At 61.5% G+C, this 11,482-nt stretch carries 10 protein-coding genes; 7 read left to right on the top strand and 3 right to left on the bottom strand.

Going from position 1 to position 11,482, the window contains the following annotated elements; all coding sequences use genetic code 11:
• The first annotated feature begins 10 nt into the window (after positions 1–10).
• The 3 genes from AC07UR_RS26950 (at position 11) to AC07UR_RS26940 (ending at position 3,623) form a co-directional block, all read left to right on the top strand.
• Positions 11–1,189, top strand: a complete 1,179-nt coding sequence (locus AC07UR_RS26950) for a polysaccharide pyruvyl transferase family protein (RefSeq protein ID WP_209789841.1) — start codon at positions 11–13, stop codon at positions 1,187–1,189.
• Between the two features lie 147 nt (positions 1,190–1,336).
• Complete coding sequence (locus AC07UR_RS26945) at positions 1,337–2,509, top strand: polysaccharide pyruvyl transferase family protein (protein ID WP_209789840.1); 1,173 nt, start codon at positions 1,337–1,339, stop codon at positions 2,507–2,509.
• A gap of 19 nt (positions 2,510–2,528) precedes the next feature.
• Positions 2,529–3,623 carry a glycoside hydrolase gene (locus AC07UR_RS26940; RefSeq protein ID WP_327795835.1) on the top strand — a complete coding sequence of 365 codons (1,095 nt, stop codon included), beginning with the start codon at positions 2,529–2,531 and terminating at the stop codon, positions 3,621–3,623.
• 120 nt (positions 3,624–3,743) lie between these two features.
• Here AC07UR_RS26940 and AC07UR_RS26935 read toward each other — a convergent pair whose 3' ends face one another.
• Genes AC07UR_RS26935 through AC07UR_RS26925 form a run of 3 tightly spaced genes read right to left on the bottom strand, consistent with a single transcriptional unit; the run spans position 3,744 to position 6,615 of the window.
• Positions 3,744–4,043, bottom strand: coding sequence for an antibiotic biosynthesis monooxygenase (locus tag AC07UR_RS26935; RefSeq protein WP_209789838.1), 300 nt, complete (start codon positions 4,041–4,043; stop codon positions 3,744–3,746).
• Between the two features lie 54 nt (positions 4,044–4,097).
• On the bottom strand, positions 4,098–5,660 hold the full coding sequence (lsrK, locus tag AC07UR_RS26930) for an autoinducer-2 kinase (protein ID WP_209789837.1): 1,563 nt from the start codon (positions 5,658–5,660) through the stop codon (positions 4,098–4,100).
• A gap of 7 nt (positions 5,661–5,667) precedes the next feature.
• Complete coding sequence (locus tag AC07UR_RS26925) at positions 5,668–6,615, bottom strand: sugar-binding transcriptional regulator (protein WP_173422082.1); 948 nt, start codon at positions 6,613–6,615, stop codon at positions 5,668–5,670.
• A 239-nt stretch (positions 6,616–6,854) separates the two neighbouring features.
• Between AC07UR_RS26925 and lsrA the strand changes: the two genes are divergently transcribed.
• Genes lsrA through lsrB form a run of 4 tightly spaced genes read left to right on the top strand, consistent with a single transcriptional unit; the run spans position 6,855 to position 11,422 of the window.
• Positions 6,855–8,357: an autoinducer 2 ABC transporter ATP-binding protein LsrA gene (gene lsrA, locus AC07UR_RS26920; protein WP_209789836.1), complete on the top strand. Its 1,503-nt coding sequence runs from the start codon at positions 6,855–6,857 to the stop codon at positions 8,355–8,357.
• The gene (gene lsrC / locus AC07UR_RS26915; protein ID WP_209789835.1) at positions 8,350–9,381 is read left to right on the top strand and encodes an autoinducer 2 ABC transporter permease LsrC; all 1,032 of its coding nucleotides are present in this window, start codon (positions 8,350–8,352) and stop codon (positions 9,379–9,381) included. The genes lsrA and lsrC overlap by 8 nt, the downstream gene beginning before the upstream one ends.
• A complete protein-coding gene (locus AC07UR_RS26910) occupies positions 9,378–10,394 on the top strand; it encodes an ABC transporter permease subunit (protein ID WP_209789834.1) in 1,017 nt (338 codons plus the stop codon). The genes lsrC and AC07UR_RS26910 overlap by 4 nt, the downstream gene beginning before the upstream one ends.
• Entirely contained in the window at positions 10,391–11,422 is a 1,032-nt protein-coding gene (gene lsrB, locus AC07UR_RS26905) for an autoinducer 2 ABC transporter substrate-binding protein LsrB (RefSeq protein WP_209789833.1), read from the top strand. The genes AC07UR_RS26910 and lsrB overlap by 4 nt, the downstream gene beginning before the upstream one ends.
• Positions 11,423–11,482: the final 60 nt, after the last annotated feature.

Raw genomic sequence — 11,482 nt, 5'->3', positions numbered from 1 at the left:
GGTCGATTGCATGCCTGCAAGGATTCTCGTGACCGGTATTCCCGGCCACTACACGCGCCTCGTCAATGGCGCTCACGGTCTGTTCGTCTCCTATGCGGAGCGTCAGAAACAGCCGGAGACGAAAGAGGAGTTTCTGCAGGAGCTGCGCAATATCAGCAACACCGGCAACTACCTGATCGGCGAAGGTGCGCTGCGAGCGCTTTCGCCAAACGCCAAGCACGTGCCGTTCTGGCATCTCTACAATTGCGCCAAGAACGGCGTCGGCCTCGACGAGTTCAACGCCAATTTCGATATCTGCGTCTTCACCTGCGCCAATCTGCTGCGCAAGGGTCTCTCGGCCGACGCGGAAGCCGATGTGCTCGAAAAGCTCAAGATGCCGATCGTCATGCTCGGCATCGGACAGCAGAACCGCAAGGACCTGGAAAACAATCTGCCGGAGGGTACCAAGCGGTTGCTCGCCATCCTCAAGGATCGGGAACATTTCTTCCTGACGCGCGGCTTCGAGACAGAAGGTTTCCTCAAGGACCAGGGCTTCAAGTTCGTGCGGCCGACCGGCTGCCCGTCCGTCTATTTCATGCCCGACAACATGCGCAAATCGCTCAAGAAACTACCAGAGGTTGACGTCGCCAAGGCGCGCACCATTTTTTCCGGCTATCTCGGCGGCAACCAGGATACGGTGCTGGATGCGAAGGCTCTGCCGGGCGGCGACAGTGTGCCGCAATACGTGGTCCAGGACGAGTTTCTCCATTTCGACATGAGCGTCGAACCCAATGGCGAGGGTCGCGTCTACGACACGGCTTCCGGCACCATGGTCGGCAACCTCGCCTATCCCGGTGCAGACCGGCTCGGCAAGCCGTTCCAGGTGCGCACCTTCTTCGACACCAACCAGTGGCGCGCCTGGGCTTCGTCGATGGACTTCAACCTGGGCCGCCGCTTCCACGGTTCGATCATCGCCATGCAGGCGGGTGTCCCGAGCCTGATGGTGGCGGTGGACGACCGGATGCGTGAAATGCTCGGCTACACCGGTTTGCCGGCGGTTGACATCAACGAGATCGACGGCGCCGAAAACCGCAGCGAGTTCGTCGCCGGCCATCTGAAGAAGCTCAATGCCTCGGAACTCGTCGACAGATACTCCGACCGCGAACGTGCGTTCCGCTCGACGTTGCGGGAAATCGGCATCGGTCAATAGAGCAATTCCGGTCAGGGTGCGTCCCGGCTTTCTCGCCAGGACGTGCTTGGAAACAGACAGCCAGTGCGTTTCTGGCGGCCTCCGTCAGGCCGGAAACGCTCCGGTTGCACCCGGTATCCTCCCAAAGGGCTCGTTCAAAGGACAGTTATGCGTATCTTACTTACTGGGATTCCCTCGTATCTGCAGCGCACGATCGGCTCGGTTTCCGGCCTGACGGTGCATCATCGCCCGTACTTCGACGAGTTGACGGCAAAAAAGGACTTCCTCTCTCAGGTCAGGAAGATTGCCAATACGGGCAATTATCTGATCGGCGAGGGGGCCGCCCAGAGCCTGCGAGGGCACGATGTTACCTATGTGCCGTTCTGGCATCTGGCCAACAACCGATTCTCGGACGAGGTTTACGAGCAGGCAAACCGCGAGTTCGATCTCTGCGTCTTTGCTTCCGCCAACCTGCTGCGCCCCGGGTACTCTGCCGATCTCGAGGCAGAGGTTTTCGCCAAGCTGAAGATGCCGGTTGTGGTGATGGGCATCGGCATCCAGCGCAAGGAGGGCCTCAAGGAACTGCTGCCGGCCGGAACGCTCAAGTTTCTTGATGTGCTCCGGAACCGGGAGAGCTACTTCCTGACGCGGGGCTATTTTACCGCAGAGTTCCTGAAAGAGCAGGGGATGAAGTTCGTCAAGCCGACGGGCTGCCCATCGCTCTACTTCGCGCCCGACCAGATGGCCCGGTCCCTCACGGCGCTTGCCAATCCGGCTCTCGCAGACGCGCAGAAAATCGCCTTTGGCGGTTATCTCGGCAGTGTTGCCGATACGATCGTCGACGCGCACGCCCTGCTCGGTCCGAAATCCGTTGCCAGCTACGTCGTCCAGGATGAGGTCATCGCCTACAATCTGGAACTGCCGGGTGACGACGCGACGCCGGTTTACGATCGTGCCAGCGGACGGATCACCGGCGAGACGCAGTACAAGCACAAGGAAAAGTGGCAGCGCGAGCACGAGCTTATCGCGTTCTTCGACACCAATCAGTGGCGCACCTGGACCACCAGCAGGGACATGTGTTTCGGCCGCAGGTTCCATGGCTGCATCATCGGCATGCAGGCGGGCGTTCCCGCCCTGATGATCGCGGTGGACGACCGCATGCGCGAAATGCTGGAGTTCATCGGGTTCCCCTACATCGAGGCGGCGACCTGGAACCGTGAGGCGGACAAGCGCACCTATCTCGCCAACTTCCTGTCGAAGATCGATTCCGAGGCGGCGATTGACCGCTATCAGGCCTGCGAGGCCAACTTCAGAAATGTGCTCGGTCAGATTGGGATCTGAGCGCGGCGTATGGAATGCGGTGGCGCGCAGGGTCGTTCTTTGCGCGCTGCTTTCGCTCTTTGCCATAGAGCCAGGCACGGCGAACGCAGAAGGTCGAGGCGCAACCGGCATCCTCGGTATCAACAGGGTCAATCTTGCCTGGCTGCCCGCGGGTGAACAGAGGAAGATCCTGAGCGATATCGCGGCAAGTGGCGCAACGCACGTTCGGCTGTCCCTGTCGGCCCCGGTTGACAGGAGCATCGAAGCAGTCGAGATCGCTCACGGTCTCGGGCTGAAGATACTGCTCGAAATCCAGCTTACGAATCCTGATTATTATGCCGAAGATGTGGACCCGCGAACGGGTTACGGGCGCATATGGGACATACGCCGGCTTTCAGACCTCGATCCGGTCAGATATCGGGAAAGCCTCAAGGCGGCGCTTGACCGCGTGGACGATGCAGGCGTCACGCTTGCCGCAGTCGAGCCGGGCAACGAGATCAACTACAGCGCCTATAATGGCGATCTGGTCGTGTTTCGCGAACCCGGTCCCCCAACACCACGCAGCGTGTCCGATATCCGCAACCGGAAAGCTTTTGAGCGTGGATTGGCGACTTATGTCGAGATTGCCAGAATTACGAGGCAGGAGCTGAAGGCGACGGCCCACAGCAGGAATGCGCTGGTTGTCTCCGCCGGCCTCTCGGACATGAATGCAGCCGAGGCGGACCAAAGAGGCATGGAGCGCCTCGACCCGGAAGACGTGATCTCACTCCTGAAATCGCTCGGGATCGACAGCTATGTCGATGCCTATGGCATTCACGTCTATCCGGGACGCAGGGCAGGGCCGAAGCTTGCCGGCTATATCCGCGGGCTCCTTCGTTTCTGTGCGGCAGGGGATCGGGGCAAGCCCTGCTGGGTTACCGAGTGGGGGGTGGCAAACACCACCCGCTCATGCCCGCTCGACGACCGAAAACGCGCCGACGCGATCGTGGCGATGCGGTCCGTGTTTCAAACCCTCATGTTGTCGGGGCAATTGACGGCCGCCTTCTACTACGACTGGGACACGCACGCTGCCTATGGCGTCTGGCGATGCGGTGGCCTCAGCTCTGCCGGAGTGAGGGCGGTCGCCCCGAACTAGGCCGAGGCATCGCTCGGACGACACAGGTTGTTGCTCGACGCCGCTGCCGACGGGATACCGAGTCGCCTTCGTTGCGGGCGCCATCCGGTCGACCTTCGCGGCGTCGAACGCACGGGCGCTTTAGAGAAAGTCAGCCATCTCGGCGTTGTAGTAGACCTTGGTCCGCGGTCCAGCCAGAATGGGATCAATCATGCGGACGCATTCCTTGTAATGCTCAGTCTTGCGATGTTCTTCCAGGGCCTCTGCAGATTGAAAGACTTCGTAGATCAAAAAGGTGTTTTCGTCCTGCGGATCGCGTAGGACGTCGAAACGCAGGTTGCCCGGCTCCCTGCGCGTGCCTTCGTAATTGATGCGAAAGGCCTCGAGAAATTCGGCCGCATGGCCTTCCTTGACCTTGATGCTGACCATCTGAATGAGCATGTCGTATTCCTTGGTAAAGTTAGAGCGGCACGCTGGTGCGTGCGATGAAAGGGTTTAGAGACCGGGAGCCTTCCACATGGCCGTGGTGACGCCTTCATCGACCAATTGACGCTGAAGCGCGTAGGCCCGGGCCCAACGTTCACCAGCGTCATCGTAAATCGCCTTGTGCTCGACATTGGGTTCGAAATGCCGGTCCCAGCGAACCCAACTCTCGGCGGCCTCGACGAAGTCGCGGTGAAGACCAATGCCGATTGCAGCTGCGGCCGCACAGCCGAGAGCCGTCGCCTCTTTGACAACAGGCGTGACAACCGGCAGTCCGGTTGCGTCCGAAAGGATTTGCGACCAGTGGGCGGACTTGGAGGCGCCGGCCGCAAAGACGATCTTCTTAGGCGTCTTGCCGGAAAGCTGGAAAATGGCGGCGAGGTTGCGAGCCGCGACAATGGCTGCGTTTTCCTGCAGGGCGCGAAAGATTGCTGCCTTGCCGGATTTTTCTGGGTCGATGGAGAGGTTCAGCAGTGACGGGGCCGCGTGATACCATTTTCCATAGTGCATCACGTCCGAGAACACCGGGATAATGCCGTAGGCTCCCGGAGGAACCAGCGCCGCCTTCTGCTCAAGCAAACGATAGGCGTCACCACCGCTGCCGGCGGCGGCGATCTCCTCGGCACCAAAGCTGTCGCGAAACCAGCGCATGACGATGCCGACGAAGAAGCTGATCGCCTCGGCCTGGTTGAGACCCGTCACGACGTGAGGGTTGATGCGCAGGTCCATCGACGGATCCGTGACGGATGGTGCCACATTGACCACCTGCTGCCAGAAGGTACCGCCGAGCACGGCGCAATCACCTTCGTTGACGACGCCGAGACCCGCCGCGCCGATCTGGCAGTCGCCGCCGCCCATCACCACCGGTGTACCCGCGGCAAGGCCGGTTTCATCAGCTGCCTTTGCCGTCACGTGACCGATCACGGCCCCCGGCTCGGCACTCGGCGGGAAGATATCGTCGCGCATGCCGGCGCTGGCCATCGCATCCGGGAGCCAGTTGCGCTCCGTCAGGCTGTAGAGGCCGGTCGTACCGCCATTGGACGGATCGCTGGCGATCACGCCCGAAAGCCGGGCGAGCACCCAGTCCGACAGCATGCTGACGCGATGCACGCGATCATAGACATCGGGAAGGTTACGTTTCAGCCAGAGCAGCCGGGGTAGGGCGCCGAGCGCAAAGGTCTGTCCGGATTGGGCGTATAGTTCCGCCTCAAGCTGCGGGAAGTCCCGCTTCAGGTCGCGCACCTCATTGTTGGCGCGGCTGTCCACATTGGCGCAGGCCCAGATTTCCTGGCCGTCGCGATCATAGGCGACAATGGCTTCGCGCATGCTGGTGGCACTGACGGCTGCGATGTCCGCTGCCCGGATCCCCGCATCGGCAATGACGCGCCGGATCGCCCGCGCCAAAAGGGCCCAGTTGCCTGCAACATCGAAATCCATCGAGCCGGCAAAGCGCGGATCAGGCTTGTGCCACCACTCATGTTGGGCGCTGGCGATCTGATTGCCATCGTGGTCGAAGACGACGGCGCGGCCGCTGCCCGTGCCCGCGTCGACTGCGAGGAGATAACGTGCGTTCATCGTATGCTTAGCCCTTGATCTCGAGCAGTCCGGCGGCCGTCGTTTCATCGGTGATGAGGATACCGACGAATTTTCCCCGCAAGGCGGAATGGATGGCTTGTACCTTTTGCAGGCCACCTGCCGCGGCCACCACCTTTTCGGCCCGCGACAGGGTCGCAAGCTTCACCCCGATCACGCGATCGTGCAGCGGCAGATCCAGCACCTCGCCCTGTTCGTTGTAAAACTGGCAAAGGATGTCGCCGACCGCACCCTTGCGACGCAGCGGCTCGACTTCATCCGGCGTGACATAACCGGAGCGCACGACTGTCGAGGCGGGTGAAAGCTCACCGATGCCAACGAGCTGGAAGGAAGCGTTGAGCGCCATATCGAGCAGGTTGGCGACGGCCGGTTCCGAAGAAAGGTTGCTTGCAACCTGTGGGTCTCTGACGACAAGTGGCGCGGGCACAAGATGAACGCTGCTACCCCAGTTGGCCGTGCGCATGCCGTCCACATAGGTTCCGACGCCGCCGGTCAGGCTGACGAGACCGATATCGCGTTCGTTGGCGAGATGGCCAAGCCGCTGGATGGTGTTGCTGACGGTAGCGCCCCAGCCCACCGCTAGGAGGTCGCCATGCTGCAGGCGTTGCATGAGGAATTGGGCTGCCGCCTGGCCGAGACGATCGCTCGGATCCTGGTCGGGCAACTGCGGCACGACGTAGGCCTCCAGCAGCCCATAGCGCTCCTTGATCTCGCGTTCCAGCGTCAGGCAACCCTGATAGCGTGAATTGATGCGCACCTGAATAATGCCGGAACGGCGGCCGCTTTCCAGAAGGCGAGACACCTTGATGCGCGACATGTTCAGTCGCTCGCCGATCTCGTTCTGGGTCAAGCCATCATTGTAGTAGTACCAGGCAATGCGGGTGAGGGTCTCCTCGTCCGCATCCGCGTAACTCCACTCGCCATTGTCCGAAGCCATGCGGCCCATTCCTTTGGGTTGTTATGATCATTTGAGTATCTCAAAAACATTTGATACGTCAACGGTGTTGAGCGCCGAAAAAATCTATTGCCTGGCAACCAACTGATTTCGTGCAATTATTCGCACAATCGTTGCCAGATTAGCGATCCGAGGAGTGGTTAGGTACGGATGAGCATATTGACGGCATACAGCCATTATGATCACATGATGCCAGTCGAATACATTTGAACAGGTGGGGAATGGCGAAGGAACAAGCGGCCGGGAGGGTCGCCCTTCTAGAGGACATCTGGAAATCCTATGGTGCGGTGCCGGTCCTGAAGGGCGTCTCATTGGCGCTCGAAGCTGGAGAGGTGCACGCGCTGCTTGGAGGCAATGGCGCCGGCAAATCCAGTCTGATGAAGATCATGTCCGGGGTGATTCCCGCCAATTCGGGCCGCATTGAAATCAACGGCCGGACGTTGACGCACGCCTCGCCGGCGCTCGCCCAGGATCTCGGCCTCTATCTCGTGCCGCAGGAAGCGCATATCCTGCCAAACCAGACGGTACTAGAAAACATCTGCCTGGGCTTGAAGCCGTCGCCACGCTCGCTGCGGCCTCGCGTCGAGACGCTTGTCGCCGAGCTTGCCGTTGCCGTGGACCTCGATGCGCAGGCTGCCTCGCTGGAGATTGCCGAGCGGCAGATCGTCGAAATCCTGCGCGGGCTGGTGCGGGACGCGCGCGTCCTTATCCTCGACGAACCGACCTCGGCTCTGACCCCCTTTGAGACGAGCGCACTTTTCGAGCGCGTCCGCAAACTGCAGGGTCAAGGCGTCGGCATCTTTTTCATTTCCCACAAGCTGCGGGAAATCCGGGAGATCTGCAGCACCATCAGTGTGCTGCGGGACGGCGTCATCGTGCTCTCTGGGCCACTCGACGAGTATACGGACGCAGAGATCGTCGAGGCAATGAGCCGCGTACAGCTTGCAGCCGACGGAGGAACCGCCAAGGCAGGGCGCAAGGTGGCGCAGATCGGTCAACCGAGGCTCACGGTGCGCGGGCTGTCGGGAGAGGGGTTTCGCGATATCGACCTCCATGTCCGGGCAGGGGAAATCCTCGGTCTTGCCGGTGTCGTCGGTGCCGGACGTACGGAGTTTGCAGAGACACTTTTCGGCCTGCGCAAACAAAGCGCCGGCAGCGTCCATCTGGAAGGCAAGGCGCTGAAGGGCCGATCGCCACGGTCGTGCATCGATCATGGCCTCGTCTATCTGCCGGAGGATCGCCAGCAGAACGGCCTGTTCCTCGAAGCGCCACTCTACTGGAATGTTTCGTCCTATCTGATCCATCGCCTGCCGTTTTTCCTGCGCTCGGGAACCGAGCGCCGGATCTTCGACGGCTTCCGCGACAGCATGGGCATAAAATGTACCGGCGCCGGGCAGGCAGCCCGCGGTCTCTCCGGGGGCAACCAGCAGAAGGTCCTCATGGCAAAGTGCCTGTCGGCGGGGCCGAAGGTTTTGATCCTCGACGAGCCGACGCGCGGGGTCGACGTTGCCGCACGCAGTGACATCTACGCTCTGATCCGCACGCTCGCCAGCGAAGGCGTCGCCATCGTCCTCATATCCTCGGACTTCGACGAGATTGAGCAATTAGCCGATCGCGTGCAGGTCATGGCCTTTGGCCGGCACGGCGGCGAGCTTTCGGAGGCGATCAGCGTCGATGCCATCGCCAGACTGGCCTTCGGCGCCTCGGAGGCTCACCATGCTTGATCTCTTTGCCCGCAACCGCGTTGTTACCCTCATCCTCATCCTGGCCCTTGCCTACGCGGCAATCGGCGCGGCAGCGCCGGGTTACCTCTCCGGTGCAACGCTCTCGACAGTGCTTTCGAGCAGTCTGGTGCTGATGCTGATCTCGCTCGGCACCATGGTCGTCATCCTGACGCGCAACATCGATGTGTCCAGCGGCTCGGTGCTCGGCCTGAGTGCCGCCGTGCTTGGCCTGCTGTTGAATGCGGGGTTCAGCCTTCCGCTGGCGATCGCGCTTTGCCTGCTCACCGGCGCCCTGGCAGGTGCATTCAACGGGCTGATGGTCGCCTATCTCGGCATACCATCGATCGTCGCCACGCTTGGGACCCTTGGCCTCTACCGCGGCATCATGCTGGTATTGACCGGTGGACGCTGGATCGAGGACCTACCCCAGGACTTGAAGGCCCTTTCGACCAATCTGGGCTTCGGCTTTTCAGCGTTGACAGTCGTCGTCGTGCTGCTCGTCGTTGCGCTCTGGCTGTTCCTGCGCAAGACGCGCTTCGGCCGTTTCTTCTACGCGGTCGGCGACAACAAGGCGGCAGCGCACCACCTCGGCGTGCCGGTGCGGCGCGTGCAATTTGCCGCTTTCGTTGCCGCTGGATGTTGCGCGGCGCTGGCCGGCATCGTCTTTGCCGCCCAGATCGGCTTCATCCCGAACCAGGCGGGCAACGGCATCGAACTGAAGGCGATCGCGGTCAATGTTCTCGGCGGCGTCAGTCTTCTCGGTGGCACCGGATCGGTCGCAGGCGTTGTCGCCGCGGTGATCTTCATCACGTCGATCGACAGCGCGCTCGTCTTCCTGAAAATCCCGGCCTACTGGAACGACTTCATCGCCGGTGCGCTGCTGCTCTCGGTGCTCCTGCTTGACGGCCGCATCCGTCAACTGATCGAGCGGCGCATTCGTGCGCGCCGCTACGCCATCCATGATCGTGCGCCCGTCCACGATGCCACGTCTTCAACAACTGGGATCGCGGAGGCGAGCCGATGAAAAAGTTGATCTTCCGCTGGGAGACCGCGCTGCTCGCGATGCTGGTGGCGGAACTGGCAATCTTCGGCATCATCAACCCGCGGTTTCTCAATCCTGCGAACCTGATCTACGGGACCTCGGATTTTGTCCAGATCGGCATCGTTGCCTTGCCGCTGACCTTGGTGATCATCGCCGGCGGCATCGATGTGTCCTTCGCATCGGCCATTGGCCTTGCGGCGATCGTGTTCGGGGTCGCGAGCTTCTACGCCGTACCGCTGCCGCTATCGATCCTGCTGGCGCTTGCGACCGGTGCGCTGTGCGGTCTCTTCAACGCTGCGGTCATCCACCTGTCGAAGATCCAGCCGCTCGTCGTGACCCTCGGCAGTCTCTATCTGTTTCAGGGGACTGCGACCGTCGCCTCCGGCCTTGTCGGGGCTGGCGGCTACGAAGGGATCGGCAACTTCCCCGAAGCCTTCAACGGGTTCGGCTACGCACAGCTGTTCGGGCTGCCCGCGACCCTTGCCGTCTTTCTCGGACTTGCCTTCGTTCTGGTCGTGCTGCTGCATTTCACGCGCTTCGGCCGTGCCGTGTTTCTTGTGGGGCAATCGGAGAGTGCAGCCCGTTTCGCCGGCATTCCCGTGGCCACCATCCAGACCATCACCTACGTCGTCACCGGGCTATGCGCCGCAATAGCCGGGCTTGTCATGTCCGCCTATTTCGGCTCGGCGCGCGTCGATCTCGGCGCCGCGACGCTGCTTCCGGCCGTCACGGCGGCCGTCCTTGGCGGCGCGTCCATTTACGGCGGCCAGGGTTCCATTCTCGGGACGCTCATCGCCACATTCGTCATCGGCTATCTGCAGCAGGGCCTGCAGGCGAGCGGTGTTTCAAGCCAGATTTCCAGCGCACTTTCGGGAGGGTTGCTGGTTATAGCGGTCGCATTGCGCCACGGAAGCGCTTTGCTTGCCGATTTCGTCGCCGTTGCCAGGCAGCAGAAAGGCCGGGCGGTAATTACTTCAGGAGGAGAAAGAAAATGACCAACACCATGATCAAAATCGCTGCCCTTGCGGCCAGCCTTCTTGCCGGCACCATGCTCGCGTCCGGAACGGCTCAGGCCGAATCCCAGATCGCCTTCATCCCCAAGCTGGTCGGGGTCGGTTTCTTTACCAGCGGCGGTGCTGGCGCCGTGAAGGCCGGCGAAGAAGTCGGCGCGAAGGTCACCTACGATGGTCCGACCGAGCCGAGCGTCTCCGGGCAGGTGCAGTTCATCAACAACTACGTCAACCAAGGCTACAACGCCATCATCGTTTCATCCGTTTCGCCGGACGGGCTGTGCCCGGCGCTGAAGCGTGCAATGGAGCGCGGAGTGCTGGTGATGACCTGGGACAGCGACGTCAATCCGGATTGCCGCAGCTACTACATCAACCAGGGCACGCCCGAACAGCTTGGCAGCCTGCTCGTCGACATGGCCGGCGAGGGCGTGAAGAAGGAAAAGGCGAAGGTTGCCTTCTTCTATTCGAGCCCGACCGTCACCGACCAGAACGCCTGGGCGGAAGCTGCCAAGGCGAAGATCGCCAAGGAGCATCCCGGCTGGGAGATCGTCACCACGCAGTATGGCTACAATGATGCGCAGAAGTCGCTGCAGACGGCCGAAAGCATCCTGCAGACCTACCCGGATCTCGACGCGATCATCGCGCCCGACGCCAACGCATTGCCTGCCGCCGCCCAGGCCGCCGAAAACCTGAAGCGGGCCGACGGTGTCACCATCGTCGGGTTCTCGACCCCCAACGTCATGCGTCCCTACATTGAGCGGGGCACGATCAAGCGGTTCGGCCTCTGGGATGTGACCCAACAGGGCAAGATCTCGGTCTTTGTCGCTGACCACGTCTTGAAAAATGGGCCGATGAAGGTCGGTGACAAGCTGGAAGTCCCAGGCGTCGGCACGGTCGAAGTCTCGGCCAACAAGGTCCAGGGCTACGACTACGAAGCCGAAGGCAACGGTATCGTACTGCTGCCTGAGCGGACCGTCTTCACCAAGGACAACATCGGCAACTTCGACTTCTGAGCCAGAAGACACCATGCCGGGCGGCCTATGAGTGGCCGCCCGTTCTCACTTTGCTGAAGA

This window comes from Ensifer sp. GW821-FHT05G01 (assembly GCF_059419585.1).
The sequence above is the reverse complement of the archived record's forward strand: the minus strand, read 5'-3'. Positions and strand labels throughout refer to the sequence as shown.

Coding starts and splice junctions, on each gene's coding strand:
- AC07UR_RS26950 (WP_209789841.1), top strand. CDS start 11: ATGCCTGCAAGGATTCTCGTGACCGGTATTCCCGGCCACTACACGCGC.
- AC07UR_RS26945 (WP_209789840.1), top strand. CDS start 1,337: ATGCGTATCTTACTTACTGGGATTCCCTCGTATCTGCAGCGCACGATC.
- AC07UR_RS26935 (WP_209789838.1), bottom strand. CDS start 4,043: ATGCTCATTCAGATGGTCAGCATCAAGGTCAAGGAAGGCCATGCGGCC.
- lsrK (WP_209789837.1), bottom strand. CDS start 5,660: ATGAACGCACGTTATCTCCTCGCAGTCGACGCGGGCACGGGCAGCGGC.
- AC07UR_RS26925 (WP_173422082.1), bottom strand. CDS start 6,615: ATGGCTTCGGACAATGGCGAGTGGAGTTACGCGGATGCGGACGAGGAG.
- lsrA (WP_209789836.1), top strand. CDS start 6,855: ATGGCGAAGGAACAAGCGGCCGGGAGGGTCGCCCTTCTAGAGGACATC.
- lsrC (WP_209789835.1), top strand. CDS start 8,350: ATGCTTGATCTCTTTGCCCGCAACCGCGTTGTTACCCTCATCCTCATC.
- AC07UR_RS26910 (WP_209789834.1), top strand. CDS start 9,378: ATGAAAAAGTTGATCTTCCGCTGGGAGACCGCGCTGCTCGCGATGCTG.
- lsrB (WP_209789833.1), top strand. CDS start 10,391: ATGACCAACACCATGATCAAAATCGCTGCCCTTGCGGCCAGCCTTCTT.